Raw genomic sequence first — 26,861 nt, forward strand, 5'->3', positions numbered from 1 at the left:
GACGCATGCAGGACGTGGCGATCATCGTGGGGCTGCTCGCCGCCTGCCTGGTCGCGCTCGTGCTCGTGCTGCTCGCCCGGCGGGAGGCCGCGGCCGTGCGCCGGCAGGCCCAGGAGGACGTGCGAGACATCCGTGACGAGGCCCGGACCGCGCTCGCCGACGCCCAGCGCCGCGAGGCCCGCGCCGTCGAGCGCGAGGAGAGCGCCGCCGCGGCCGAGCGCACCGCGACGGAGCGGGAGCGTGCCGCACGGTCCGCCGAGGACGCCGCCGCGGAGCTGCGCCGCCGGGCCGCCGAGCAGGCCGCGACCGCCGCGTCGGCCGCCGGGGAGCGGGTCGCCGCGGCCGAGCGGGAGGCCACCCAGGTCCTCGCGGACGCGCAGCGGACCGCCGCCGAGCAGACCGCCGAGGCCGAGCGCCGCGCCGCCGAGCGCCTCGCCGCGGCCGAGCGCGAGGCCACCGAGCGGCTGGAGGCCACGTCGGGGCTCACGGCCGACGAGGCCCGCGCCGAGCTGCTCCGGCAGCTCACCGCCGAGGCCGCCACCAGCGCGTCCGCGTCGGTCCGCCGGATCGAGGCCCAGGCGAGGCGCACGGCCGACGCCCGCGTCCGCCGGGTGCTCGCCACCGCGGCCCAGCGCGCCGCCGTCGCGACCAGCAGCCAGAGCGCCGTGACGCTGCTGCCGCTGCCGTCCGACGAGATGAAGGGCCGGATCATCGGCAAGGAGGGCCGGAACATCCGGCTGTTCGAGGCGCTGACCGGCGTGAACGTCCTCGTCGACGAGACCCCCGACACCGTCGTGCTGTCCTGCTTCGACCCGGACCGCCGCGAGGTCGCCCAGGTCGCGCTCGAGGCCCTGATGGCGGACGGCCGGATCAACCCGCAGCGCATCGAGGCGGCGTACGCCGAGGCGCTCGCCGGGGCCGACGACCGGTCCGACGAGGCCGGGCACGCCGCCGCCGAGCGCGCCGGGGTGCGTGGGCTGGACCCGGAGCTCGTGCGCGTGCTGGGGCGGCTGCGACTGCGCACGTCGTTCGGCCAGAACGTCCTGGAGCACCTCGTGGAGTCCGCGCTCGTCGCGGCGCAGGTCGCGGGTGAGATCGGCGCCGACGTCGACGTCGCGCGCCGCGCGGCCCTGCTGCACGACCTCGGCAAGGCGCTGACCGGCGAGGTGCCCGGAACGCACGCCCAGGTCGGCGCGGCCCTCGCCGCCCGGCACGGCGAGTCGGCGGCCGTGGTCAACGGCATCGCCGCGCACCACGACGAGGTGCCTGCCGAGACGGTCGAGGCCGTGCTCGTGCAGGTCGCCGACGCGATGTCCGCCGCGCGCCCCGGCGCCCGCCGCGAGGACACCGACCAGCACGTGGAGCGGCTCGAGGCGCTGGAGGAGCTCGTCGCGAGCCACGCCGGCGTGCGGCGCGCGCTGGCCATGGCCGCGGGTCGGGAGATGCGGGTCGTCGTCGAGCCGAGCCAGGTGCCGGACACCGAGATCGGCCGGCTCGCGGTCGAGATCGCCCGGCACATCGAGCAGGACCTGTCCTACCCGGGCGAGATCAAGGTGACGGTCGTCCGCGAGGTCCGCGCGAGCGCCACCGCGGGCTGACGCGCCGCGGCCCGCTGACGCGGGACGGTCGGCAGACGTTTCGCCTGCACCGCCCGCGCAGCCCGCCGGTGCACCGCTGTCGCCGAGGTGTGGCGGCGCGCAGCCAGGCGTCCTCGGGGCACACCGACGCCGAGATAGGGCCGTCCCGCCGAGGTAGGGCCCTGGATGGTCCTACCTCGGCGGAACGGCCCTATCTCGGCGCTGTGGGGCGCCCGGCCCCCTGCGGATCGGCTCCGGATCGCCGCGTCGGTCAGACCGTGCCGCCGGCGCCGGCCGCCGCGCCACCCGGGCCGCCCACCGGGGGCAGCGTCGCGTCGCGGGCGACCTTCCCGGACGTCTTCGCCCCGCCCCGGCGCTGCAGCCACACGGCCAGGCGGGTCAGCGAGATGTTGACGATCAGGTAGATCCCGGCCCCGAGCACGAACAGGGCGACGTAGTACTTCTGCCCGAAGTACTGCGCGTTGGTCTGCATGGCGCGGAGCAGCTCGGGGTACCCGACGATGAAGCCGAGCGACGAGTCCTTGAGCAGCACCACGAGCTGCGCGATGAGGCTCGGGAGCATCGTCCGCACGGCCTGCGGGAGCTGCACGAGCAGCAGCGTCTGCCAGCGCGACAGGCCGATGGCGTAGGCCGCCTCGGTCTGCCCCTTCGGCAGCGACGCCAGCCCGGCGCGCAGGATCTCGGCGATGATCGCCATGTTGTAGACGGTCAGGCCGAACACGACCGACGAGAACGCGTCCCAGCCGAAGCCGAGCAGGCCGAACAGCATCATGAGCAGGACGGGCAGGCCGCGGAACAGCTCGATGACGGCGGTCGCGGGGGCACGCAGCCAGGCGATGCTCGTCGTGCGCCACATGGCGAGGAGCAGGCCGAGCACGAGCGCGAGCGGCGCGGCGACCACGGCGGCGCGCAGGGTGGCGCCGAGGCCGACGACGATCATCGAGCGCCAGACGTCCTCGACGGACTGGTTCTTCGGCGGGTCGTACAGGACGTCCCAGCGGTCGGCGCCGAACAGGCCGCGCTGGTCGGCGTACCGGAAGGCGAGCGCGAGCAGGGCGATGATCAGCACGGCGCCGATGACGGAGCCGATCCGCTCCCGGCGGCGCGCGACCGGGCCGGGCTCGTCGTACAGGACGGAGCTCATCGGGCGAACGCCACCTTCCGCTCGAGGACCCCGGCGAGCAGGCCGGCCGGGATCGTGATGATCAGGTAGAAGACGCCGACGCCGGCCAGCGCGAGCATGGCCTCCGACGGGTTGGCGAGCGCGATGCGGCGGCCCGCGGCGAGCAGCTCGACCACGGCGAAGCCGGCGGCCACGGAGGTGTTCTTGGTCAGCGCGATGAGCACGTTGATCAGCGGCGGGATCACCGACCGGACGGCCTGCGGCAGCACGACCAGCCCGAGCGTCTGGCCGAACGTGAGCCCGATGGCGCGCGCGGCCTCGGCCTGGCCGAGCGGCACGGCGTTGATGCCGGACCGGACGGCCTCGGCCACGAACGCCGAGGTGTAGGCGGAGAGCGCGATGACGGCGGTCCAGAAGCCGAGCGGGGGCAGCACCCCGAACTGCGGGGCGACGAACACGAGGAAGAAGAACACCAGCGTGAGCGGGGTGTTGCGGAGCAGCTCGACGTACGTCACGGCGATGCCGCGCAGGGTCGCCACGGGGGAGACGCGCATGGCGGCCAGCACGGTGCCCCAGACGAGGGCGAACGCCCCGGACAGGGCGGTGAGCTGCAGCGTGACGACGAAGCCGCTGAGGTAGGCCGGCAGGTTGTCGGCGAAGAGGTCCACGCAGGGTCCTTCGGGTCAGGGGCGGGCGGCGCCGGGCGCCGGGCGGCGCGCGGGGGCGCGACGGCGGTGCGGCGCCCGGCCCCGCGCAGCACGCGCGGGGCCGGGCGCCGAGGGGGTCAGTACCGGTCGACGGCCGGGGGCTCCGGGGTCGGCAGCACGGTGCCCGCGGTGCTCTCCCAGGCCTCGGTCCAGGTGCCGTCCTCGTAGCTGGCCTCGAGGGTGTCGTTGATCCAGTTGCGGAACTCGGTGTCGTCCAGCGCGAGGCCGATGCCGTAGGGCTCCTCGGTGAACGGTTCGCCGCGGACCTCGAACGCCGGGTCGTCGGCCGCGAAGCCGGCGAGGATGACGTTGTCGGTGCTGATCGCGTCGACCTGCCCGCCGCGCAGCGGCTCGAGGCAGTCGGAGTACGCGCCGAACGGCACGACCTCGGTGTCGGGGAAGTTCTCCAGCAGGTTCGCCTCGGGGGTGGACCCGGCGACGGTGCAGACCTTCTTGCCGGCGAGGTCCTCCTCGCTCTGGATGTCCTCGTTGTCGGCGAGCGTCAGGATCGACTGGCCGGCCTCGTAGTACGGGCCCGCGAACGACACGACCTCCTTGCGCTCGTCGTTGATCGTGTACGTCGCGATGACGAGGTCGACCTGGCCGGACTGGATGAACGACTCGCGGTTGGCCGAGACGGTCTCGGTCCAGGTGATGCCGTCCTCGGGGATGCCGAGGGCGCCGGCGATGATCTTGCCGATCTCGACGTCGAAGCCCTCGGGGGTCCCGTCCGGGCCGACGAGGCCGAACAGCGGCTGGTCGAACTTGGTGCCGATGGTGATCTCGCCGGCCTCCGCCAGCTCCGCCATCGTCGAGCCCTCGGGGAACGAGGACGCGTCGACGTCGGAGACCTCGGGCGCCGAGCCCTCGTCGCCGTCGTCGGACCCGCCGCAGGCGGCGAGCGTGAGGACGGCGGCAGCGGCCAGGGCGATGGGTCCTGCGGTGCGGGTTCTCATGTCGAGCTCCTATGCGTCGCGTGTCGGGGATCGGCCGGGTGGGGCCCGGCCGTGCGGTGGGGGCGGGCGCGGGGGCGCCCGGGCTCAGTGGGTGAGGATCTTCGACAGGAAGTCGCGGGCGCGCTCGGACTTCGGCGCGGTGAAGAAGGTCTCGGGGTCGGCCTCCTCGACGATCGCGCCGCCGTCCATGAAGACGACGCGGTCCGCGGCGCGGCGGGCGAAGCCCATCTCGTGGGTGACGACGACCATCGTCATGCCCTCGGCGGCGAGGGCCGTCATGACGTCGAGCACCTCGTTGATCATCTCGGGGTCGAGGGCCGAGGTGGGCTCGTCGAACAGCATGACCTTCGGCTCCATCGCGAGCGCGCGGGCGATCGCGACGCGCTGCTGCTGGCCGCCGGAGAGCTGCGCCGGCAGCTTGTCGGCCTGGCTGGCGACGCCGACGCGCTCGAGCAGCGCCATGGCGCGCTCCTCGGCCTCCCCGGCGCCGATCTTCCGCACCTTGCGCAGGCCGAGCGTGACGTTCTGCAGCACGGTGCGGTGCGCGAACAGGTTGAACGACTGGAACACCATGCCGACGTCCGCGCGGAGCTTCGCCAGTCCCTTGCCCTCGGCGGGCAGGGGCTGGCCGTCGACGGTGATGGTGCCGGACTCGATGGTCTCGAGCCGGTTGATCGTCCGGCAGAGCGTGGACTTGCCGCTGCCGGACGGGCCGATGACGACGACGACCTCGCCGCGGCGCACGGTGAGGCTGACGTCCTTGAGGACGTGCAGCGCACCGAAGTGCTTGTCGACGTGGTCGAGGACGACGAGGGGCTCGGGCTGTGCCATCCCTGGAACCTATGAGGCGTTTGTTACCGGCGCCAACTCCTTCAGGTCACAAGATGGAAACGTCCCGGTCATGCGCGCGCCCGCGCCGTGCCCCCGGGGGCGTCCCGGGGGCACGACCCGGGCGCGTCCCGGTCCGTCCCGCGGCGGCCCTGGGTCGCGGCCCGCGGACGTACCCTTGTCCGCGATGAGCACGACGACCACGCCCCCCGTCCTGACGGTGGCCGACGCCCCCACGTCGGCGGCCGGAGCCCCCGCGCGCACGTACCTGGTCAAGACCCTCGGGTGCCAGATGAACGTGCACGACTCCGAGCACATGGCCGGCATGCTCGAGCAGGCCGGCTACGTCGCCGCGTCGCCCGAGGCCGCGGCGGCCGAGGAGGCCGACGTCATCGTCATCAACACCTGCGCGGTGCGGGAGAACGCGGCCGACAAGCTGTACGGCAACCTCGGCCGGCTGGCCGGGACGAAGCGGTCCCGCCCCGGCATGCAGATCGCCGTCGGCGGCTGCCTCGCCCAGAAGGACCGGACGGGCATCGTCGAGCGCGCGCCGTGGGTGGACGTCGTGTTCGGTACGCACAACCTCGACGTGCTGCCGGTGCTGCTGGAGCGCGCGCGGCACAACGAGGCCGCGCAGGTCGAGATCGAGGAGTCCCTCAAGGTCTTCCCGTCGACGCTGCCGACCCGGCGCGAGTCCGCCTACGCGGGCTGGGTGTCGATCAGCGTGGGCTGCAACAACACCTGCACGTTCTGCATCGTCCCGCACCTGCGCGGCAAGGAGCGCGACCGCAGGCCGGGCGACGTGCTCGCCGAGGTCGCGGCGCTCGTGGACCAGGGCGCGATCGAGGTGACCCTGCTCGGCCAGAACGTGAACTCCTACGGCGTCGAGTTCGGCGACCGCGGCGCGTTCGCGAAGCTGCTGCGCGCCGCCGGGACGATCGAGGGCCTGGAGCGGCTGCGGTTCACGTCGCCGCACCCCGCCGCGTTCACCGACGACGTGATCGCCGCGATGGCCGAGACCCCCGCCGTCATGCCGAGCCTGCACATGCCGCTGCAGTCCGGCTCCGACCGCGTCCTGCGCGCGATGCGCCGGTCGTACCGGTCGGAGAAGTTCCTCGGCATCCTCGACCGCGTCCGGGCGCAGCTGCCGGACGCCGCGATCACCACCGACATCATCGTCGGCTTCCCGGGCGAGACCGAGGAGGACTTCGCCGAGACGCTGCGCGTGGTCGAGGCCTCCCGGTTCTCGTCGGCGTTCACGTTCCAGTACTCGCCGCGCCCCGGCACGCCGGCCGCGGACCTGCCCGACCAGCTGCCCAAGGCGGTCGTGCAGGAGCGGTACGAGCGGCTGATCGCGCTGCAGGACCGGATCGGGCTCGAGGAGGCGCAGCGCCAGGTCGGCCGCACCGTCGAGGTGCTGCTCGCCGAGGGCGAGGGCCGCAAGGACGGCGCGACGCGCCGGCTGTCCGGCCGCGCGGCCGACAACCGCCTGGTGCACCTCGCGCTGCCCGCGGACCTGGCCGAGGCCGGCGTCCCGCGCCCGGGCGACCTCGTCACCGTGGACGTCACCCACGCCGCGCCGCACCACCTGGTCGCCGACTCGGCGGTCGAGGGCGGCACGTTCGCCGTGCGGCGGACCCGGGCGGGCGACGCCTGGGAGCGGCGCCAGGCGGGCGAGGACGACCACGCGCACGGCGGCGCCGGCGACGCGTGCGGGACCGGCGCCCCCGCGGGGCCGGCCGCGCCGGTGCTGCTGGGGCTGCCGACCATCGGGCGGCGCTGAGCGCGCTGCGCGACGCCGACCCACGCGCACGGCGCGCGGGCACGACCCGTCACGCCCGGGCCGGCCGCGCGGCGGGGCTCAGACCGACGGCGGCAGCAGCGAGTCGAACGACGCGAAGCTCTGCACGCCCGTGCCGAGCCCGCAGGAGACCAGCTGGTCGAGCTGCTCGTCCGTCACGCCGTGCTCGAGGTCGGTCGACACCTCGCTGTACACGGCGAGCTGCCCCTCCTCCTCGCGGAGGTAGAGCTTCGGCCAGATGCGCTCGCGGTTCCAGTCGTTGAGGGCGAGCGTCACGGCCCGGCGGCTGTCGACCGGCAGCTGCCGGTGCCACCGGCCGCGCACCTGCAGGATCTCCCGCTGCTCGCCGAGCAGCAGGAACCAGAACCGGGAGTCGTTCCACACGCCGGTCAGGTCGCCGTCCTCGTCGACGCGGTAGTGGTAGCCGCGGGACGACAGGGAGGACGCGACCCGGTCGCGGGTGAGCGGCGTCGGCCGGGCCTGCAGCGGCACGCGGCGCTGCGGCGCGGGCTCCGGGGACCGCTCGCCGAGCACCCGGGACAGCCAGCCCGGCGTCCGCGGGGCGGTCACGGGGCCACCGCCGCGGGGTCGGGGTACAGCTCGTCGATCGCGTCGAAGAACGTGCTCGACGTGCTCAGGCCGCAGAACAGGATCTGGCTGAGCTGCTCGTCGGTCGCGCCGTGCTCGAGGTCCGTCGACACCTCGGCGACGACGTGCACCATGCCGTTGTCCCGCACCCGCACGTACGCCTTGGGCCAGATCCGCTCGGCGTTCCACTCGGTGCAGGCGTCGAGCACCTCCTCGAGCCGCTCGATCGCGACCTCGCGGTTCCACTGCCCGCGCACCTGGACGATCTCCTGGTGGTCGCCGAACAGGAAGAAGTAGAACAGCCGCCCGCGCCACAGCCCGCCGAGGTCGCCGTCGTCGTCGGTGAAGTAGTGGAAGTCGTTGCGCTCGAACCACCGGACGACCCGGTCGTGCGTGATCGGGGTGGGGCGCCCGTCGTCCACCGTGACGCCGGTCCCGCTGCCGCGGTCGGTGCCGCGGCCCGGGTTGGCCGGCACCGGCGTGGCCTCGCGGCCGGCGGCCGGGCGGCCCGGTCCGCGGCGGGGGCGGCGGTTCCGGAACAGACCCATGCGCACACCATACGCGCGGCCGCGGACACCGCCAGCGTGGTCACCCGGTGTTCACCGGAACGGACATCTCGGGCGGCGATAGGTGCGCGCGATCGGGTTAGGCTCGACCGGTACGGGTGCGTCCGCGCCCGCCACCTGCACCGACGCGACCGCGGGGCCGAGGCGCCCCGCACGACACCCACGAGGACGCCATGGGTTTCTTCACCAAGCCGGACGCCGAGGCGTCCGTGCCCGGTCCGCAGCCGCTCTCGCACCAGCGCATCCTCGACGTGCTGGACGCGCGCGAGATGAACTACGGCGTCGACGACGACGGCGACATCGGCGGGTTCTGGGACGGCCACCTGTTCTACTTCTTCCGGCTCGGCGGCCAGCAGGAGTACCTGCAGACCCGCGGCCGGTGGAACCGGAAGGTCGGCGTCGACCAGTACGCGCGGGTCGTCGACCTGGTGAACACCTGGAACTCGGAGAAGCTGTGGCCCAAGGGCTACGTGCGGGCCGAGGGCGACCTGGTCGGCGTGTACGCGGAGCACACGGTCGACTACGAGCACGGCGCGACCGACGAGCAGCTCGACCTGCACCTGGCGTGCGGCATCACGACCGCCCTCAGCCTGTTCGAGCACCTCGACGAGCAGTTCCCGGCGGAGGCCGCGGAGGCCAAGGCGGCCGAGGCCGCCGCCGACGGGGAGTGACGCGCCGCCGATGACGGACGCTGCGGCGCGGGCGTTCCAGGTCGACCTGCACGGCGTGGTCGACCTGCTCGCCCGGCACCTGTACTCCGGCCCCCGGGTCTACCTGCGCGAGCTGCTGCAGAACGGCGTGGACGCGATCACGGCGCGCCGCGCGGTCGACCCGGGGTGCCCGGCGACCGTGCGGCTGCGGCCGCTCGCGGACGGGTCGCTGCTGGTCGTCGACTCCGGGGTGGGCCTGACGCGCGCCGAGGCCGAGGAGCTGCTCGCCACCGTCGGCCGGTCGTCCAAGCGCGACCTGGACCTGGGCGTCGGCCGCGAGGAGTTCCTCGGGCAGTTCGGCATCGGCCTGCTGTCGGCCTTCATGGTCGCCGACCGCATCGAGCTGGTGTCCCGGTCCGCGCGCGACCCGCAGGCGCCGGCCGTGCGCTGGCGCGGGCACGCCGACGGGTCGTACGACCTCGTCGAGCTGCCGGACGCCGACGTGCCGCCGGGCAGCACCGTGCGGCTGCGGCCGCGGCGGGACCTGGAGCACTGGCTGGCGGGGGAGACGGTCGCGGCGCTCGCGGCCGAGTTCGGGTCGCTGCTGCCGGTCGACGTGGCGGTGGAGGTGCCGCTGGGGTCGGGCGCGTCCGCGGCGCCGGTCGACGAGGTCGCCGACGCCCCGCCCGCCGCCGACGCCCTGCCCGCCGACGGCGCGCCCCGCCCCGGCCACGCCTGGCGCCGGGTCTCCGAGCCCGAGGCGCCGTGGGCGCGCGCGTACCCCGACGAGGCGGCGCGGGCCCGCGCCCTGGCCCGGTACTGCGAGCAGACCTTCGGCTTCACGCCGCTCGCGCACGTCGACCTCGCGGTGCCGCTCGCGGGCGTGTCCGGCGTCGCCTTCGTGCTGCCGGCCGCGGTGCCCCCGGGCGGCGGCGGGTCGCACCGGGTCTACCTCAAGCGGATGCTGCTCGGGGCGCGCGTCGAGGGGCTGCTGCCGGAGTGGGCGTTCTTCGTCCGGTGCGTCATCGACGCCTCGGGCCTGCGGCCGACCGCGTCCCGCGAGCAGCTCTACACGGACGAGGTGCTGCTGGCGACGCAGGAGGCGCTCGCGGACGCGGTCCGGTCCTGGACGCTGCGCACCCTGGAGTCGTCGACCGCGCTGGCGCGCCAGTTCGTCGCCACGCACCACCTCGCGGTGCGGTCGCTCGCGCTGACCGACGACACCATGCTCGACCTCGCCGCGCGGATCCTGCCGTACGAGACGACCGACGGGACGCTGACGCTCGCCGAGGTCGCCGCGGAGCACGGCCAGGTGGTCTACGCGCCGACGCTCGAGGAGTACAAGCGGATCGCGCCGGTCGCCCGGGCCCAGGGCGTGGCCGTGGTGAACGCGGGCTACGTCTACGACGCCGACCTGCTGGCCCGGCTCGCCGCGCGCGGCCCGGGGCGCGGGCTCGGCGAGGTCCGGCCGCTCGGCGCGGGCGACATCGCGCAGGTGCTGGCCCCGGTGACCCCGGAGCGCGAGCTCGCCACGCTGGACGCGGTCCGGGCCGGCGGCGAGGTGCTGCGCCCCCTCGACACCGAGCTGGTGCTCCGCACCTTCGAGCCCGCCGAGCTGCCCGCCGTGCTCCTGCACGACCGGGACGGCGACCACCAGCGCGACCTGCGGGCCGCGATGGCCGAGGCCGACGACGTGTGGAGCGACGTGCTCGCGGGGTTCGCCGCGCCCGCCGCTGCGCGGCAGCTCGTGCTCAACGACGCCAGCACCCTGGTGCGCGACCTGCTCGACGCGCCGCCCGGCGAGGTGACGGCGGCGGGCCTGCGGTCGCTGTACGTGTCGGCGCTGCTGCTGTCCGGGGAGCCGCTGCGGGCGCGCGACGCCGAGCTGATGACCGGCTCGATGTCGGTGCTGCTGCGGGCCGGCCTGCGGGGCGGGGGCGGCGGGGTCCGCGCGGACGGCGGGGCGGCCGGGTGGACCGGCGCCGACGACGAGGCGGCCGGGGGACCGGCCGGGGAGGAGCGCGCGTGACCCGCTCGCTGGAGGAGGCGAACCGCGAGATCGGGCGCGTGCGGCAGATGCCGTACGGGCTCGCGCGCACCCAGGCGGCGGAGCGCCAGGTGCGGCTCGTCGACGCCGAGGGGCCGGACGCCGCGCGCGCCTACGCGCTGTCCACGCTCGTGGAGGCGTACCAGTGGGGCGGCGAGGTCGACCGGTCGTTCGTCGCGTTCGCGCGCCTGCTGCGGTGGTTCGACGAGCACCCGGAGCACTTCGACGCGCACGACCGGCACGGGCTGTTCTGGTCGTTCAAGTGGATGATCAGCGGGCTCGCGGACTTCCCGACCGTGCCCGCCGAGCAGATCGACCGCACGCTCGCCGACATGGAGCGCCGGTACGCGCTCGCGGGGAACGGGATGGACGCGGTCGCCTACGAGCGGTTCGCGTGGGCCCGCCAGCGCGGCGCGGACGACGCCGAGCAGGCCTACCAGGCGTGGATCGCCACGCCGCGCGACGACTACTCCCAGTGCGAGGCGTGCGACCCGGGCGACCGCGCCGCGTGGCTGCTCGCCACCGGCCGCGCCGAGGAGGGCATCCGGCTCATCGAGCGGACGCTCGAGCAGGACCCGTCCTGCGCGTCCGAGCCCGCCGACATGCTGTCCTACCTCGCCGAGGCCTACCTGGACGCGGGCCGGCCGCGGGACGCCGCGCGGACGCACCGGCGCGCGGTCGCGGCGCTCGCGGAGGCCGAGTCCGACATGGTCGGCGCGCGCGGCCGGCGCGTCCGGCTGCTCGCACGCGGCGGGCAGCCCGAGCGCGCGGTGCGGGCGATCGAGGCGGACCAGCAGTACCTCACCGGCGGGGACACGCCCTACTCGCGGCTGGCGTTCGCCCGCCTGGTCGGCGGCGCCACGCACGTGCTGCGCGCCGGCGGGCACGGGGAGCTGCCCGTGCGGCTGACGTCGGTGCCGGCGACCACCGTCGCGGAGCTCGACGACTGGCTGCGGGCGCAGGCGGACGCGCTGGCGGCGCAGTTCGACGCGCGGAACGGGACCGCGGCCGAGAGCGAGTCGGTGGCCCGCGCGTGGGCGACGGGGCCGGCCGCGGCGCGGCTGGACCTCGACGTGCTGCCGCGCGGACTCGTGGGTGCCGCGGGTGGAGCCGGCCCTGATGCGGACCCGGCGGATTCCGGCGCTCCCGGCCCGGACGCCACCGGCGCCGCCGCCCGCCGCGCGGCGCCTGCCGACCCGGCGGCGCTCGTCGCGGAGGCGGAGCGGCTGTCCGCCGCTGGTGACCAGGAGGCGGCCGCGGGCGCGTACCTGGACGCGGCCCTCGCCTTCGAGGCCGCCGGGCTGCTGACCGAGTCGGGCTTCGCGTACGCCGAGGCGGCGCACTGCGCCCAGGTCCTCGGCGACGACGACGGCGCGGCCTCCGGCTACGCGGCGGCGGTGGCGCGGCTGCGCGCCGCGGACGTCGCGGCGCCGGCCGTCGTGCCGGTCGTGGTCGCGTGGGCGGGCGCCGCCGCGGCGACCGGCCAGGCGGAGGCGGTGCTGGCGGAGGCGGACGGGCTGCTGCTGCGGCTGGCGGGCGAGGACGCGGGCGAGCGCGCGCCGGACCTGGCCGCGCGCGAGCATGCCGCGCAGCGCCGGGCGGCGGCCGACCTGGACGACGCAGCCGCGCGCCTGCTCGCCACGCTGGGCGGCGAGGAGCGGCACGCCGCGGCCGCGGCCCGCGCGCAGACCGCCGCCGAGACGTACGCCGGGCTCGGCGCCGTCGCGGACGCGGCGCACGCGTTCTGGCTCGCGGGCCGGCTGCACGACGGGCTCGGCCACGTCGAGGACGCGATCTGGCACCTGGAGTCGGCGATGGAGGGCTTCGCGGCCGCCCGCCGGCGGGGCCCGCACGGCGAGGTGGCGAACGCGCTGGTCGACGTCCTGCGCCGCTCGGGCCAGGACTCGCGCGCCGACGACCTGGCCCGCTCGCTCACGTCCTGACGCGCGCCGCCCGTGGCGGGCGCCGCCCTGCGCCACGCCGCCCTGAGCCACGCCGCCCTGAGCCACGTCCGCCGAGATGGCAGCTCTCGGCTGTCGCGGGGCGCTCGCGCACAGCCGAGAGGTGCCATCTCGGCGAGTCGTCCTGCGCACGCGAGGTCGCCTCTCCGCCGAGCTTGCAGTAGCTGCGGGGTTCGGGGCGGCGGAACCCCGCAACAACTGCAAGCTCGGCGGTGGCGGTGGCGGTGGCGGTGGCAGTGGCGGGCGTGCGGGGTGGCGGTGGCGGGCGTGCGCGGCGGGGGTGGCGCGCGCGGCGGGATACCGTCGGGGGGTGAGCCTGGCCGTGGTGTTCCTGCCCGACACCGCCCTGCTCGTCCCCGGCGCCGCCGGCCGGGCCGACCCCGCCGCCGGGCTGCGGGACGCGGCGGTGGCGGCGCTCGCGGACCTCGCCGGCGCCGACGCGCGCGGCGGGCGGGTGCTCGTCGTCGCGCCCGCGCGCGGGGACCGGTTCCTGCCGCACCCCGTCGCCCCCGGGCTCGGCGCCGCCGGTCTCCTCCTGCCCGACGTCGCGCCGGCCGTGGGCTCCGCGCCGGCCGCCGGAGCCGGGTCCGCGCCGGCCGCCGTACCCGGTGCCGAGCCCGGTGCCGCGATCGCCGACGTCCCGGCGTCGGCCGCGCTCGTGCTGCTCCGCGCGGCCCGGGTCACCGCGCCGGTCGACGTCCTCGAGATCGCGCGCCCCGCCGCCGCTCCCGCCACCGACGCGCCCCCGAGCGGTCCTGACCTCGACCCCGCCGCCGGGGCCCACGCCGTGCCGGTCGCCGACGCGCCCCCGACCGGTCCGACCGACCCCGGTCCCGCCGCCGTCGCTCACGCCGCGCCCGGCGACCTGCGCGCGCTCGTCGTCGTCGGGTCGCTGAGCGCGCGGCACGGCCCGGACGCGCCGCTGGCCGACGACCCCAGAGCCCCGGACGCCGACGCCGCCCTGCTGGCCGCGCTCGCCGAGGGACCCGCGGCGCTGGCCCGCGCGCTCGACGACCTCGGCCCCGCCGCGGCCCGCGACCTCGCCGTCTCCGGCTGGGCCCCGTGGCGCGCGGCGCTCGCCCTGCTGCCCGCCGGCACGCCCGACGTGACCGCCACGACCGACGTGACCGCCACGCCCGGCGCGGCCGCCACGCCCCGGACTCCGCACGCCGAGGTCGTCGCCGGCGCCCAGCACGCCGTCGTCGCCTGGCGCGTCACCGGCCCGGACGACACCGACGTGCACCCGCACGCCCCGCACCACCCCGAGGAGCCCCGTTGACCGTCGTCGTCGCCGTGGTCGGTCCGACCGCGACCGGCAAGTCCGACCTGGGGCTGGCGCTCGCCGAGCGCCTGGGCGGCGAGGTCGTGAACGCCGACGCCCTCCAGCTGTACCGGGGCCTGGACATCGGCACCGCCAAGCTCCCGGTGGCGGAGCGCCGCGGGGTGCCGCACCACCTGCTCGACGTGCTCGACCCCGACGAGGACGCCACGGTGGCCGCGTACCAGCGGGACGCCCGCGCGGCGCTCGCCGACATCGCCGCGCGCGGGCGCCGCGCCGTCGCGGTGGGTGGCTCCGGGCTGTACGTGCGGTCCCTGCTCGATCACATGGAGTTCCCGGGCACCGACCCCGACGTGCGGGCGGCCCTGGAGGCGCGCGTCGAGGCCGAGGGCGCCCGCGCGCTGCACGCGGAGCTCGAGGCGGCGGACCCCGTCGCCGCCGGGAACATCGGCCCTCGCAACGCGCGCCGCATCGTCCGGGCGCTGGAGGTCATCGCGCTGACCGGCCGGCCGTACTCGGCCAACCTGCCGAGCCACGACTACGAGGTCCCGGCCGTGCAGATCGGCCTGGACTGCGACCGCGCCGTCCTGGACGAGCGCGTGCAGGCCCGGGTCGACCGGATGTGGGCGGCCGGGCTCGTCGACGAGGTCCGCGGGCTCCTCGGGCGCGGCATCGGCCGGACGGCGTCGCGAGCGGTCGGCTACGCCGAGGTGCTGGCGGCGCTGCGCGGCGAGATCACCGAGGAGGAGGCACGCGACCAGGTCGTCGCCGGCACCCGACGGCTGGCCCGCAAGCAGATGGGCTGGTTCGGCCGGGACCCGCGGGTGCACTGGCTCGACGCGCGCGACCCGGAGCTCGTCGACCGGGCGCTCGCGCTCGTCGCCGCCGCGGACGCCGGGACGCTCGGGCTCGCCACGGACGACCCGGCCCCGCGCCGTAGTCTGGGCTCATGACCGCCCCCGCCGCGTCCCCGGCCGCCCGCGCCCTGCCCGGCTCCGTCGAGCCGCTGCGCGTGACGAAGGGCCATGGCACGCAGAACGACTTCGTGCTGCTCGACGGCCGGACCGGCGTCGCGCTGGACGCGGACCTGGTGCGCGCGCTCGCCGACCGCCGGGCGGGCATCGGCGGCGACGGCGTCATCCGGCTGGTCGCCAGCGCCGACCTCCCCGAGGGCGCCGCCGTCCTCGCCGAGGACCCCGCCGCCACGTGGTTCATGGACTACCGCAACGCGGACGGATCGATCGCCGAGATGTGCGGCAACGGCGTGCGGGTCGTCGCGGAGTACGCCCGCGCGCTCGGCCTGTGGGACCCGGCGGCGGGCGAGCTCGTGCTCGGCACCCGCGCCGGCGTGCGCCGCGTCCGCGAGGCCGCCGGTCCCGCGGGCGAGACCTGGTACGCCGTCGACATGGGGGAGTGGCGCCTGCCCGGGGGGCCGGAGGCGGCGGCCGCAGGCGCGGACGCGCAGGTCGACGTGACTGGCCTGACCGTGGCGCGCCCGGCGCTGAGCGTCGACCTCGGCAACCCGCACACCGTGCTGGCGCTCGCGGACGACGCCGAGCTCGCCGCCGCCGACCTGACCCGCGCGCCGGTCGTCGACCCGGTGCCGCCGCACGGCACGAACGTCGAGCTCGTCGTCCCGCTCGGCGAGCAGCGGCTGCAGGACGGCACCGTCGTGGGCCGCGTGCGGATGCGCGTGCACGAGCGCGGCGTCGGCGAGACCCGCTCCTGCGGCACGGGCGCGTGCGCCGCGGCGCTGGCGGTGCGGGCGTGGGCCGGCCCCCAGGCGCCGGACGTGTGGCTGGTCGACGTGCCCGGCGGGACGGTCCGGGTCGCGACGCTGCCCGACGGGCACGTGGAGCTCGCCGGCCCGGCGGTGCTGGTCGCGGACCTGGACGTCGACCCGGCGGCGCTGCGCGGCTGACGCGCGCGCCGGGGCGCCCGGCCACCCCGCCGGTCCCGCGTGGCCCGCGGTCCCACCCCGGCCCCGCGAGGCCCCGCCTCCGGAACACCCCGTTGCGCTCCCGCGTTGCACAGGCCGTGACCGACCCGACGACCGCACCCGCCGTGACGGCCGAGGACCTGCGCCGCCCCCTGGGCCGCGACGCGACGTTCCTCCAGCTGTCGTCCGGCTTCTGCGCGCCGTGCCGGGCGACCCGCCGGGTCCTCGAGCGCGTGGCCGCGACCCGCGACGGCGTCGCGCACGTCGAGGTCGACGTCGCCCACCGGGCCGACCTGGCCGAGCGGTTCGGCGTCACCGAGACGCCGACGGTCGTGCTGCTCGACGCCGACGGCGCCCCGGCGCTGCGGGTCACCGGCGTGCCGTCGCTCGCGCAGGCCCGCGCCGCGGTGGCGGCCCTCGCCGGCGCCTGAGCGCGGCGCCGAGCCCGGGCGGGCCTCAGCTCGCCGCGACCACCCGCAGCACCCGGAACCCCCGCGCCGTCGCCACCCGGTCGACCGCCGCGAGCCCGTCGAGCTCGGTCGCCAGCCAGCGCAGCAGCGAGTCCGACCCGAGGTTCTTCGCGACCACGAGGTACGCCTCGCCGCCGGGCACCAGCCGGCGCAGCCACTGCCGGAGCATCGCGTGCAGCGTCTCCTTGCCGACCCGGATGGGCGGGTTCGACCAGATGGCGGCGAACCGCACGTCGTCCGGCACGTCCTCGGGCCGCGCCGCCGTCAGTCCCTCGACCCCCAGCCGCGCCGCGTTGCGCCGCGTCAGGTCGAGCGCCCGCTCGTTCACGTCGACGGCCCAGACGCGCGCGTCCGGCGCCAGGATCCCGAGGCTCAGCGCGACCGGCCCCCAGCCACAGCCCAGGTCCAGCAGGTCGCCGTCCCGCGGCGGGTCGGGCACGTGCCGGAGCAGCACCTCGGTGCCGGCGTCCAGGTGGTCGGGGGAGAACACGCCGCCGGCGGTCTCGACCTCGACGTCCCGGCCGGCGAGGTGCACGGTGCGGGCCCGGCGCTCGTCGGGGGAGGCGGGCTCGGCGGTGAAGTAGTGCTCGGTGCCGGTCACGCCGCGACCCTACCGGCGCCCCGTGGACCGCGGCGGCGCGCCGCTGCGCGACGCGTCGTCCGCCGGTGGCGAATTGCCTCGCACGAGCCGCCACGGAGCGCGACACTGGAACCCGGGCGCCGACGACGGCGACCACCGGCGACAGCGAAGGAACCGCGTGAACGACCCCCAGAACCCCACGACTCGCGAGCAGGACGCCCCGGAGACCGAGGTGGACGCGCAGCAGGCCGCGCGCGACGCCCAGCGGGTCGCCGACGACGTCGTGGCACGCGTGCTCGCGCGGGCGGGCACGGCGGTCCACGACGGCGCGACCGTCCACACCACCTACGACGGCGAGCAGCTCGACCTGGAGGAGCGCACGTCGCTGCGCCGGGTCGCCGGGCTGTCCACCGAGCTCCAGGACGTCACCGAGGTCGAGTACCGGCAGCTGCGCCTCGAGCGCGTCGTGCTGGTCGGCATCTGGGGCGCCGCGGGCGTGACCCAGGAGCAGGCCGAGATCTCGCTGCGCGAGCTGGCCGCCCTGGCCGAGACCGCGGGCTCCACGGTGCTCGACGGCCTGCTGCAGCGCCGGCAGACCCCCGACCCGGGCACGTACCTCGGCTCCGGCAAGGCGGCGGAGCTCGCGGGCGTCGTGCTCGCGGCCGGCGCGGACACCGTGGTCGTGGACGGCGAGCTCGCCCCGTCCCAGCGCCGCGCGCTGGAGGACGTGGTGAAGGTCAAGGTCGTCGACCGCACCGCGCTGATCCTCGACATCTTCGCCCAGCACGCCAAGTCCCGGGAGGGCAAGGCGCAGGTCGAGCTCGCGCAGCTCGAGTACCTGCTCCCGCGCCTGCGCGGCTGGGGCGAGTCGATGTCCCGGCAGGCGGGTGGCCAGGTCGGCGGCGCCGGCGCGGGCATGGGCTCGCGCGGCCCCGGTGAGACGAAGATCGAGCTGGACCGCCGCCGCATCCGCAACCGGATGGCCAAGCTGCGCCGCGAGATCGCCGCGATGGAGCCCGCGCGCCAGACCAAGCGGGCGTCCCGGAAGAAGAACGCGATCCCGTCGGTGGCGATCGCCGGGTACACCAACGCGGGCAAGTCCTCGCTGCTCAACCGGCTCACCGACGCCGGGGTCCTGGTGGAGAACGCCCTGTTCGCCACCCTGGACCCGACGGTCCGGCGCGCCCAGGCCGCGGACGGCCGCGTGTACACGCTCGCGGACACGGTCGGCTTCGTGCGGAACCTGCCGCACCAGCTGGTCGAGGCGTTCCGGTCGACGCTCGAGGAGGTCGCGGACGCCGACCTGGTGCTGCACGTCGTCGACGCGTCGCACCCGGACCCCGAGGGCCAGATCGCCGCGGTGCGGCACGTGTTCGCCGACATCCCGGGCGCCATGGACGTGCCCGAGATCATCGTGCTGAACAAGGCCGACCTGGCGGAGCCGGAGGCGCTGGCGCGGCTGCGGTCGCGCGAGCACGGCGCCGTCGTGGTGTCCGCGCACACCGGCGAGGGGATCGACGGCCTCCAGGAGGTCATCGCCGACCAGCTGCCGCGCCCCGGCGTGGTCGTCGACCTGGTCATCCCGTACGACCGCGGCGACCTGGTCCACCGGGTGCACGAGACCGGCGAGATCGACGCCGAGGAGCACACGCCGCAGGGCACCGCGCTCCGCGGCCGGGTCGACCAGGCGCTGGCGACCGAGCTCGCCGCCGCGGCGGTCGAGCGCGGCTGACGTCCGCGGCGCGGGGACCCTCCGGGCGTTCGGAGGTGTCCCCGCGCCCGACTACCCTGTCCGGGTGCCTGATCCCGTAGCCGTCGACCACCTGCTCGACGTGGCGGTCGCGGCGCTCGGCGGCTCGCCCCGCGACGGGCAGCGCACGATGGCGAACGCGGTCGCGGACGCCGTCGAGAAGGGCGAGCACCTGCTCGTCCAGGCCGGCACGGGCACCGGCAAGTCGCTCGGCTACCTGGTGCCCTCCGTGCGGCACGCGGTGCTCGCCGACGAGCGCGTCGTCGTGTCCACCGCGACGCTCGCCCTGCAGCGCCAGGTGATGACCCGTGACCTCCCGCTGGTCGCCGACGCGCTCGCCCCGGAGCTGCCGCGCGCCCCGCGGATCGCGCTGCTCAAGGGCTGGCACAACTACGTCTGCGTGCACAAGACGGCCGGCGGCTACCCGCCGGACGACCAGGGCATGCTGTTCGACCTCGGGGACCGGGGTGCGGCGGAGCACCCGTCGACCACCGAGGCCGCCGACGGCGAGGACGCCGGCAGGGAGTCGCTGGGCGCGCAGGTGGTCCGGCTGCGCGAGTGGGCGGACGAGACCGAGACCGGCGACCGCGACGACCTGGTGCCCGGCGTCACCGACCGCGCCTGGCGGCAAGTGTCCGTCACGTCGCTGGAGTGCCTGGGCCAGCGCTGCCCGATGCTCGACGAGTGCTTCCCGGAGCGCGCCCGCGCCGCCGCGCGCGCGGCCGACGTCGTCGTCACGAACCACGCGATGCTCGGCGTCGCGGCGTCCGGGTCGCCGAACGTGCTGCCCGAGCACGAGGTGCTGGTGGTCGACGAGGCGCACGAGCTCGCCGACCGGGTCACGGCGCAGTCCACCGCCGAGCTGTCGGTCGGCAGCGTCGAGCACGCCGGGCGGATGGCGCGCCGGCACGGCGGCATCGCGACGACGGAGCTCGACTCCGCGGCGACCGCTCTCGGCGCCGCGCTCATCCACCTGCCCGAGGGCCGGTTCACGCAGGGGCTGCCCGAGGGCACCCGGCAGGCCGTGGCGATGGTCCGCGACGCGGCCCGCAGCCTGCTGAGCGCGCTCCGCCCGGAGAAGCCGGCCGCGGGCGAGGCGGCGTCGCCGGACAGCGGGCTCAAGATCGCGACCTCGGCGGTGCTCGCGCTGTTCGAGGTCGCCGAGCGCATGGCGGCCGAGGCGGACGACCAGCGGTACACCGTGCTGTGGTGCTCCCGCGCGGAGCGGGACGGGGCGACCCGGCTGTACGCGGCGCCGCTCGCCGTCAACGGGCTCATCCGCACCCACCTGCTGGCGGGCAAGGCGTCCGTGCTGACCTCGGCGACGCTGAGCCTCGGCGGCGAGTTCCGGTCGATGGCCCGCAGCATCGGCCTGGAGGGCGCGGGGGAGGCCGCGGCCGCCACGGCGACGGCCGCGACGGTGGCCGTGTCCGCGCCGGGCGGCAGCGAGGGCACGACCCTCGACGTGCCCGCCAGGCCGACGACCGCGGCCCCCGCCTCGCTGCCGTGGCACGGCCTCGACGTCGGCAGCCCGTTCGACTACCCGAGGCAGGGGATCCTCTACATCGCGCGCCGCCTGCCGCCGCCCGGGCGCGAGCCCGCCACGGACGCGCAGCTCGACGAGATCGAGGCGCTCATCACCGCCGCGGGCGGCCGGACGCTCGGGCTGTTCTCGTCGCGCCGCGCGGCCGTCGCGGTCGGCGAGGCGATGCGCGAGCGGCTCGACGTCCCGGTGCTGGTGCAGGGCGAGGACCAGCTGCCGACCCTCGTGCGGCAGTTCGCCGAGGACGAGGCCACCTGCCTGTTCGGCACCCTGTCCCTGTGGCAGGGCGTCGACGTGCCCGGCCGGTCCAACCAGCTGGTGATCATCGACCGCATCCCGTTCCCGCGGCCCGACGACCCGGTGAAGTCCGCCCGGTCCGAGGCGGTCGCGGCGTCCGGCGGCAACGGCTTCATGTCCGTGTCGGCGACCCACGCGGCGCTGCTGCTCGCCCAGGGCGCCGGACGGCTGATCCGGTCGACGGGGGACCGCGGCGTCGTGGCGGTGCTGGACCCGCGGCTGTCGACGGCCCGGTACGGGGAGTTCCTCACCCGGTCGCTGCCGGCGTTCTGGCGCACGACGGACCGCGAGGTCGCGCTCGGCGCGCTGCGCCGGCTGGCGGTCCCGCCGCCCCCTCCGGCCTGACCTGCCGCGCGCGGCACCGGTCCCGGACGCTCCCGAGGGGCGGCCCCGCCGCCCCGCCCGCTAGCCTCGTGACCAGCGCGCCGACCGACGCGCGGGCACCAGCAGCAGTACGGGAGGACCGCCGTGAGCGAGCAGACCAACGACGTCGAGGCCGACGAGCTGGGCCTGGTGGGCACCGCGCTCCCGCCCCGCCGCACCACGAAGCTGGCGGTCGTCGGCGCGGGCGCGGTCGGGTCGACGATGGCGTACGCGGCGCTCATGCGCGGTGCCGCGCGCAGCGTGGTCCTCTACGACATCAACAAGGCGAAGGTCGAGGCCGAGGCGCTCGACCTCGGGCACGGCATCCAGTTCATGCCGATGGCCGAGGTCATCGGCTCGGACGACATCGCCGCGTGCGCGGACGCCGACGTGGTCATGATCACCGCGGGCGCGAAGCAGAAGCCCGGCCAGACCCGGATCGACCTGGCCGAGGCCACGATCGCGCTGGTCAAGAACATCCTGCCGTCGCTGGTCGAGGTCGCGCCGAACGCGGTCTACGTGATGGTGACGAACCCGGTCGACATCGTCACCTACGCGGCGCTGAAGGTCTCCGGGCTCCCGCCGACCCAGCTGTTCGGCTCCGGCACCGTGCTCGACTCCTCGCGCCTGCGGTACCTCATCGCGCAGTACACCGGCGTGGCCGTGCAGAACGTGCACGCCTACATCGCGGGCGAGCACGGCGACACCGAGCTGCCGCTGTGGTCGTCGGCGACCATCGGCGGCGTGCCGATCCTGGACTGGAACGCGATCGAGGGCCACGTCCCGCTGACCCACGAGGTGCGCGAGTCGATCGCGCGCGAGGTCGTCGAGTCGGCGTACCGGATCATCGCCGGCAAGGGCGCGACGAACTACGCGGTGGCGCTGGCGGGCTCGCGGATCATCGAGGCGATCGTGAAGGACGAGCGGCGCATCCTCCCGGTCTCGTCGCTGCTCGACGGCTACCACGGCATCAGCGACGTGTGCCTGTCGGTGCCGTCGATCGTCGGTCGGTCCGGCGTCGGCGAGCGGCTCCAGGTGCCGATGTCGACGGACGAGCTCGCCGGGCTGCGGCGGTCCGGGGAGCAGCTGCGGGCGGTGGCGCGGCGGTTCGGGCTGTAGCGGGACCGCTCCTGCGCGCCCGGCGCGCGACGGCCCCCGAACCCGCCGTGCGGCGGGTTCGGGGGCCGTCGCCGCGTCAGAGCGAGCGGAGCACCGAGACGACGCGGCCGAGCACCTGCGCGTGGTCGCCGTCGATCGGGGAGTACGCGGGGTTCTGCGGCAGCAGCCAGACGTGGCCGTCCGCGCGCTTGAGGGTCTTGACCGTCGCTTCGCCGTCGAGCATCGCGGCGACGATCTCCCCGTTCTCGGCGACGGGCTGCCGGCGGACCACGACCCAGTCCCCGTCGCAGATCGCGGCGTCGATCATCGAGTCGCCGACGACCTTGAGCAGGAACAGCTCGCCCGCGCCCACGAGCTGGCGGGGGAGCGGGAACACGTCCTCGACGAGCTGCTCGGCGAGGATCGGGCCACCGGCGGCGATGCGGCCGACGACCGGCACGTAGGCGGCCTCGGGCGCACCCTCGCGGGCGGCGGAGTCGTCGTCCCCGATCCCCGTGATGCCCGCGACGCCGGGCAGGGCCGCCACGCCGCGGGAGTCGTCCGGCTGCACGACCTCGATCGCGCGGGGGCGGTTCGGGTCGCGGCGCAGGTAGCCCTTGCGCTCGAGCGCGGTGAGCTGGTGCTTGACGCTCGACGGGCTGGTGAGCCCCACCGCGTCGCCGATCTCCCGCATGCTCGGCGGGTAGCCGCGCGCCTCGACCGACGCGCGCACCGTCTCGAGGACCAGCCGCTGGCGCGGCGTGAGCCCGTCGCCCTCGCCGAGCTCGGCCACCGCCGCCTCCCCGCCGAGGTCCGCCGCGGCTGCCGTCCCGTCGCTCGCCATCTCTGCTCCCGTCCCGTCCACCCTGGTCAGGCCGCCCGCCGGTGGGTCCGGGGCGGTCCGTCGGGCGGGCGTGTCAGTGCCTCGTGGTGCGCTGTACCCGACGTCACCGAGCGTAGGGGGACGGACGGACGGGATCAAACACCTGTTCGATCGTGTCTCGACATCGTCGGTGCCGTGTGGTTCCATCGTACAAGCGTTCGAACGAACAGGTGTTCGACTCGGGTCGCCAGCCGGCCCAGGAGGGAAGTGGTGGGGATGAGCGCGATCGCAGCACAGCCGGGGATCGCTCGTCCGGCGCGCCGTGAGGTGCCCGCCCGGCGCGACGGGGATGCGCGCCGGGCGGTGCCCGCGGGCGGCGAGGGCCGGCTCCACCTGACGCGGCGCGGTCGCGTCGTCGTCGCCCTCCTGGGCCTGGCGGTCGTGCTCGGCGGCCTCATGGGCGGCCGCGCGGTCGCGGACGGGCCGGAGCGCGCGGTGGAGGTCACCACGCACGCGGTGCAGTCGGGGGAGACGCTCTGGCAGATCGCGACCCGCGTGGCCGCGCCGGGCGAGGACGTGCGCGACGTCGTGCTCGGCCTCCAGGAGCTCAACGGCCTGTCGGACGCCTCGCTCCAGGCCGGTCAGGTCCTGCTGCTGCCGGCCGGCTCCTGAACCCGCGAGTCAGGGCGGGGCGGGGTCTCGACGGCGGGGTCCGCGCGAGCGCGAGCCCGCTGGTCAGCGCCCCGGGAAGGTCTCGAACGCATTACGTCACCCGCTCCTTGCGTAATTGGTGCAGGCACCCCTAGGGTGGTGCCACCTCGAACGGCTGGCTGGGGGGCTCGCCGCGAGGGACGCATCGTCGTCGCGGCTCTCGGGCCCCGGCGCAGAGGCGTGCAGCAACCGTCCGCGCGAGGCGAGTCGTGCGGACGAGACGGGACGGGGGCGTCCCCACGAGGGTGGCCGCATCAGCGGCCACCCTCGTCGTCTACCCGGGGCCGACCTCGGCCCGCTGCCACGTCCCCGCCCGCGCGCAGCTCCGCCACCAGCGTATTCGCCCCGCCGCGGAACCGCCTTGCACCGCCCGCTCCCGGGGCCCTACCGTGTCCCGGTCGTCCGGGCGGGTGCCGCAGCGCTGCCGCCGCCGTCGCGGGCGTGCACCACATCCCGGAGGAGGCGTCCATGCACTGCCCGTTCTGCCGTCACGCCGACTCCCGCGTCGTGGACTCCCGCACCTCCGACGACGGCCTCTCGATCCGCCGCCGGCGGCAGTGCCCGCAGTGCAACCGCCGGTTCACCACGATCGAGACGGCCAGCCTCTCGGTGGTGAAGCGGTCGGGCGCCACCGAGCCGTTCAGCCGCGAGAAGATCGTCAACGGCGTCCGCAAGGCCTGCCAGGGCCGGCCGGTCAGCGACGACGACCTGGCGGTGCTCGCCCAGCGCGTCGAGGAGAACCTGCGCGCGAGCGGCAGCGCCGAGCTGGACGCCTACGAGATCGGCCTGGCCATCCTCGGGCCGCTCCGGGACCTGGACGAGGTCGCGTACCTGCGGTTCGCCAGCGTGTACCAGGCGTTCAACAGCCTGGAGGACTTCGAGGCCGCGATCACCGTGCTCCGCGCGGAGAACGAGGCCGCCGACGCCGCCCGCGCCGCCACGGCCGGCTCCGCGTCCGAGGACGCCCCGACCGCCTGACGCCCGCCGCAGCACCGGGACCAGAGCGCGGGACCGCGACCGCCCGCACGCGCCCGCGGTCCGCGCGGGATCCGCCCGACCCGCGACCGCCCCGCACGCACCCGCGCCCGGCGTACTACCGTCGGACGGGTGATCCCTGCTGACCTCGCGCTCCTGCACGCCCCCGGAACCCCCGCGGTCGCCCCCGACGGCTCGTTCGCCGTCGTCGCGCGCACCGCGCCCGACCTCGAGTCCGACGAGTACACCGGCCAGCTCTGGCGGGTGGCCACCGACGGCCGCACCCCGCCGGTGCGGCTGACCCGCGGGCACCGCGACACCGACCCGCAGGTGTCGCCGGACGGCCGCTGGGTCGCGTTCCTGCGCGCCGAGCCGAAGGGGCGCCCGCAGCTGTTCCTCGTCGAGGCCGCGGGCGGCGAGCCCGTCCGGCTGACCGACGCGCCGCTCGGCGTGCAGACGGCCCGGTTCTCGCCCGACGGCGCGACGCTCGCGTTCGTCGCCCGGGTGCCGGAGGAGGGCCGCTACGGCGAGGGCGACGCCGGCGCCGAGCGCCCGCGGCACATCACGGAGCTGCCGTACCGGAACGACGGCGTCGGGTTCACCCGGGACAAGCGCCGCCAGCTGTTCGTGGTCGACGTGCCCGCCGACCCGGCCGCGCGCGACGCCGTGCCCGCCGGCGAGGGCGCCGCGCCGGTCGCCCGTCAGGTGACGGACGGCGACACCGACGTCGAGGCGATCGCGTGGTTCCCGCGCGGCCGGTACGTCGCGGCGGTCGCCGCCCGGCACGCCGCCAAGGACGCGGACCTGCGGTCGGACGCCGTCGTGGTCGACACCGCCGCGGACGCCGACCACGCACTGGTCCCGCTGACCGACGCGGACGCCGGCAGCCCGCTCGCCGTCGCCGGCGTCCTGCCGTCCGTCGACGGCGCGACGCTCTGGCTGCTGGCGCAGGACATGGGTCCGTCCGGCCGCGACTTCGTGGCCGCGCAGACCGGCCTGTACCGCCTGCCGCTGACCGCCGCGGGCGAGGCCGGCGCACCGGCCGCCGCCGGCGCCGCCGAGCGGCTGACCGACGCCGAGGCCGTCGACCTCGACCCCGGCACCTTCGCGGTGACCGCCGACGGCGTCCTCGCGGGGGTGCTGCACCGCGGCACGGTCGTGCTGCGCGCGTTCGGCGCGGACGGCTCGTCGCGCGACCTGCTGACCGGCCTGGTCGCGCACGGCGTCGCCGCCGCGGCCGACGCGCCGGTGGCCGTCGTGACCGCCGCCGGCCCGGCGACCTCGGGCGACCTGCACGCGATCGACCTGGCGACGGGGGAGACCCGCGCGCTCACCGACTGGTCCGCGCCGCTGCGCGCGACGGGCCGGGTCCGCGAGCCCCGTGAGGTCACGACGACCGCGCCCGACGGCTACCCCGTGCACGGCTGGGTCGTCACCCCCGACCCGGAGCGGTTCGCCGGCCCGCACCCGACGATCCTCATGATCCACGGCGGCCCGTACGCGCAGTACACGGTCGGCCTGTTCGACGAGGTGCAGACGCTGGCCGAGGCCGGCTACGCGGTGGTCTACGGGAACCCGCGCGGCGCGGCGGGCTACGGGTCGGCGCACGGCACGGCGATCCGGCACGGCTTCGGCACCGTCGACACCGACGACGTGCTGGCGCTGCTCGACGCGGCGCTCGAGGACCCGGCGCTGGACGGCGAGCGGGTCGGCGTCATGGGCGGCTCGTACGGCGGCTACCTCACCGCGTGGCTCACCACGCGCACGGACCGGTTCACCGGCGCGATCGTGGAGCGCGGGTTCCTCGACCCGGTCAGCTTCGTCGGGTCGAGCGACATCGGCTGGTTCTTCGGCCTGGAGTACCTGGGCGACGGCGACGACGAGGAGTCCCGGGCGCAGGTCGCCGCGCAGTCGCCGATGGCGCACGTGGCGCGCGTGACCACGCCGACGCTGGTGATCCACTCGGAGCAGGACTGGCGCTGCCCGGTCGAGCAGGGCCAGCGGTGGTTCGTGGAGCTCAAGCGCCGCGGTGTGCCGGCCGAGCTGCTGCTGTTCCCGGGCGAGGGCCACGAGCTGACCCGCTCCGGCCGACCGCAGCACCGCCTGGTCCGGTTCGAGCACGTGCTCGACTGGTGGCAGCGGACCCTGCCGGTCGCGCAGGGCTGACCCGCCCGGCCACGCACGAGGGCCCCGCACCGGCGATCCGGT

General features: G+C 76.3%; 23 protein-coding genes. 15 read left to right on the plus strand and 8 right to left on the minus strand.

What is annotated here, in order from left to right; all coding sequences use genetic code 11:
- Positions 1 to 5 precede the first annotated feature (5 nt).
- Positions 6 to 1,598 carry a ribonuclease Y gene (rny, locus tag Cpa01nite_RS13085; protein WP_203669197.1) on the plus strand — a complete coding sequence of 531 codons (1,593 nt, stop codon included), beginning with the start codon at positions 6 to 8 and terminating at the stop codon, positions 1,596 to 1,598.
- A gap of 250 nt (positions 1,599 to 1,848) precedes the next feature.
- Here rny and Cpa01nite_RS13090 read toward each other — a convergent pair whose 3' ends face one another.
- The 4 genes from Cpa01nite_RS13090 to Cpa01nite_RS13105 form a co-directional block, all read right to left on the minus strand.
- On the minus strand, positions 1,849 to 2,742 hold the full coding sequence (locus Cpa01nite_RS13090; protein ID WP_203669198.1) for an amino acid ABC transporter permease: 894 nt from the start codon (positions 2,740 to 2,742) through the stop codon (positions 1,849 to 1,851).
- Positions 2,739 to 3,389, minus strand: coding sequence for an amino acid ABC transporter permease (locus Cpa01nite_RS13095; RefSeq protein ID WP_203669199.1), 651 nt, complete (start codon positions 3,387 to 3,389; stop codon positions 2,739 to 2,741). The genes Cpa01nite_RS13090 and Cpa01nite_RS13095 overlap by 4 nt, the downstream gene beginning before the upstream one ends.
- Positions 3,390 to 3,505: 116 nt before the next feature.
- On the minus strand, positions 3,506 to 4,384 hold the full coding sequence (locus tag Cpa01nite_RS13100) for a glutamate ABC transporter substrate-binding protein (protein WP_203669200.1): 879 nt from the start codon (positions 4,382 to 4,384) through the stop codon (positions 3,506 to 3,508).
- A gap of 84 nt (positions 4,385 to 4,468) precedes the next feature.
- Positions 4,469 to 5,215: an amino acid ABC transporter ATP-binding protein gene (locus tag Cpa01nite_RS13105; protein WP_203669201.1), complete on the minus strand. Its 747-nt coding sequence runs from the start codon at positions 5,213 to 5,215 to the stop codon at positions 4,469 to 4,471.
- A 184-nt stretch (positions 5,216 to 5,399) separates the two neighbouring features.
- On the opposite strand from Cpa01nite_RS13105, the gene miaB reads away from it, so the two are divergent.
- Positions 5,400 to 6,995 (plus strand): tRNA (N6-isopentenyl adenosine(37)-C2)-methylthiotransferase MiaB, encoded by a 1,596-nt coding sequence (gene miaB, locus Cpa01nite_RS13110; RefSeq protein WP_203669202.1) that lies wholly within the window; start codon positions 5,400 to 5,402, stop codon positions 6,993 to 6,995.
- Between the two features lie 78 nt (positions 6,996 to 7,073).
- Here miaB and Cpa01nite_RS13115 read toward each other — a convergent pair whose 3' ends face one another.
- Positions 7,074 to 7,583 carry a type III secretion system chaperone family protein gene (locus Cpa01nite_RS13115; protein ID WP_203669203.1) on the minus strand — a complete coding sequence of 170 codons (510 nt, stop codon included), beginning with the start codon at positions 7,581 to 7,583 and terminating at the stop codon, positions 7,074 to 7,076.
- Positions 7,580 to 8,149, minus strand: coding sequence for a type III secretion system chaperone family protein (locus Cpa01nite_RS13120; RefSeq protein ID WP_203669204.1), 570 nt, complete (start codon positions 8,147 to 8,149; stop codon positions 7,580 to 7,582). Before Cpa01nite_RS13120 ends, Cpa01nite_RS13115 begins: the two co-directional genes overlap by 4 nt.
- Positions 8,150 to 8,340: 191 nt before the next feature.
- Here Cpa01nite_RS13120 and Cpa01nite_RS13125 point away from each other — a divergent pair, with 191 nt between their 5' ends.
- From Cpa01nite_RS13125 to Cpa01nite_RS13155, 7 genes are all read left to right on the plus strand, one after another.
- Positions 8,341 to 8,838, plus strand: a complete 498-nt coding sequence (locus Cpa01nite_RS13125; protein WP_203669205.1) for a type III secretion system chaperone family protein — start codon at positions 8,341 to 8,343, stop codon at positions 8,836 to 8,838.
- 10 nt (positions 8,839 to 8,848) lie between these two features.
- Positions 8,849 to 10,846, plus strand: a complete 1,998-nt coding sequence (locus tag Cpa01nite_RS13130; protein WP_203669206.1) for an HSP90 family protein — start codon at positions 8,849 to 8,851, stop codon at positions 10,844 to 10,846.
- Positions 10,843 to 12,807: a hypothetical protein gene (locus Cpa01nite_RS13135; protein ID WP_203669207.1), complete on the plus strand. Its 1,965-nt coding sequence runs from the start codon at positions 10,843 to 10,845 to the stop codon at positions 12,805 to 12,807. The genes Cpa01nite_RS13130 and Cpa01nite_RS13135 overlap by 4 nt, the downstream gene beginning before the upstream one ends.
- Positions 12,808 to 13,135: 328 nt before the next feature.
- Positions 13,136 to 14,104: a hypothetical protein gene (locus Cpa01nite_RS13140; RefSeq protein WP_203669208.1), complete on the plus strand. Its 969-nt coding sequence runs from the start codon at positions 13,136 to 13,138 to the stop codon at positions 14,102 to 14,104.
- On the plus strand, positions 14,101 to 15,057 hold the full coding sequence (gene miaA / locus Cpa01nite_RS13145; protein ID WP_203669209.1) for a tRNA (adenosine(37)-N6)-dimethylallyltransferase MiaA: 957 nt from the start codon (positions 14,101 to 14,103) through the stop codon (positions 15,055 to 15,057). The genes Cpa01nite_RS13140 and miaA overlap by 4 nt, the downstream gene beginning before the upstream one ends.
- Complete coding sequence (dapF, locus tag Cpa01nite_RS13150; protein ID WP_203669210.1) at positions 15,054 to 16,025, plus strand: diaminopimelate epimerase; 972 nt, start codon at positions 15,054 to 15,056, stop codon at positions 16,023 to 16,025. Before miaA ends, dapF begins: the two co-directional genes overlap by 4 nt.
- A 116-nt stretch (positions 16,026 to 16,141) precedes the next feature.
- The gene (locus tag Cpa01nite_RS13155) at positions 16,142 to 16,474 is read left to right on the plus strand and encodes a thioredoxin family protein (protein WP_239068762.1); all 333 of its coding nucleotides are present in this window, start codon (positions 16,142 to 16,144) and stop codon (positions 16,472 to 16,474) included.
- Positions 16,475 to 16,499: 25 nt separating this feature from the next.
- Here the strand turns inward: Cpa01nite_RS13155 and Cpa01nite_RS13160 are convergent, their stop codons facing one another.
- The gene (locus tag Cpa01nite_RS13160) at positions 16,500 to 17,114 is read right to left on the minus strand and encodes a class I SAM-dependent methyltransferase (protein ID WP_203669211.1); all 615 of its coding nucleotides are present in this window, start codon (positions 17,112 to 17,114) and stop codon (positions 16,500 to 16,502) included.
- Between the two features lie 211 nt (positions 17,115 to 17,325).
- Here Cpa01nite_RS13160 and hflX point away from each other — a divergent pair, with 211 nt between their 5' ends.
- The 3 genes from hflX (at position 17,326) to Cpa01nite_RS13175 (ending at position 22,165) form a co-directional block, all read left to right on the plus strand.
- A complete protein-coding gene (gene hflX, locus Cpa01nite_RS13165; RefSeq protein ID WP_203669249.1) occupies positions 17,326 to 18,825 on the plus strand; it encodes a GTPase HflX in 1,500 nt (499 codons plus the stop codon).
- Positions 18,826 to 18,889: 64 nt separating this feature from the next.
- A complete protein-coding gene (locus tag Cpa01nite_RS13170) occupies positions 18,890 to 21,028 on the plus strand; it encodes an ATP-dependent DNA helicase (protein WP_239068763.1) in 2,139 nt (712 codons plus the stop codon).
- Between the two features lie 159 nt (positions 21,029 to 21,187).
- Positions 21,188 to 22,165, plus strand: coding sequence for an L-lactate dehydrogenase (locus Cpa01nite_RS13175; RefSeq protein ID WP_239068769.1), 978 nt, complete (start codon positions 21,188 to 21,190; stop codon positions 22,163 to 22,165).
- Positions 22,166 to 22,241: 76 nt separating this feature from the next.
- On the opposite strand, the gene lexA is transcribed toward Cpa01nite_RS13175, so the two are convergent.
- Positions 22,242 to 22,988 carry a transcriptional repressor LexA gene (gene lexA / locus Cpa01nite_RS13180; RefSeq protein WP_203669213.1) on the minus strand — a complete coding sequence of 249 codons (747 nt, stop codon included), beginning with the start codon at positions 22,986 to 22,988 and terminating at the stop codon, positions 22,242 to 22,244.
- Positions 22,989 to 23,243: 255 nt separating this feature from the next.
- Here lexA and Cpa01nite_RS13185 point away from each other — a divergent pair, with 255 nt between their 5' ends.
- From Cpa01nite_RS13185 to Cpa01nite_RS13195, 3 genes are all read left to right on the plus strand, one after another.
- Positions 23,244 to 23,639 (plus strand): LysM peptidoglycan-binding domain-containing protein, encoded by a 396-nt coding sequence (locus Cpa01nite_RS13185; protein ID WP_203669214.1) that lies wholly within the window; start codon positions 23,244 to 23,246, stop codon positions 23,637 to 23,639.
- A gap of 507 nt (positions 23,640 to 24,146) precedes the next feature.
- Positions 24,147 to 24,656, plus strand: a complete 510-nt coding sequence (nrdR, locus tag Cpa01nite_RS13190; protein WP_203669251.1) for a transcriptional regulator NrdR — start codon at positions 24,147 to 24,149, stop codon at positions 24,654 to 24,656.
- A 129-nt stretch (positions 24,657 to 24,785) separates the two neighbouring features.
- Positions 24,786 to 26,819 (plus strand): S9 family peptidase, encoded by a 2,034-nt coding sequence (locus Cpa01nite_RS13195; RefSeq protein WP_203669215.1) that lies wholly within the window; start codon positions 24,786 to 24,788, stop codon positions 26,817 to 26,819.
- The last annotated feature ends 42 nt before the right edge of the window (positions 26,820 to 26,861 follow it).

Origin of the sequence: Cellulomonas pakistanensis, from assembly GCF_016862755.1 — a bacterium.
Taxonomy (GTDB): domain Bacteria; phylum Actinomycetota; class Actinomycetes; order Actinomycetales; family Cellulomonadaceae; genus Cellulomonas; species Cellulomonas pakistanensis.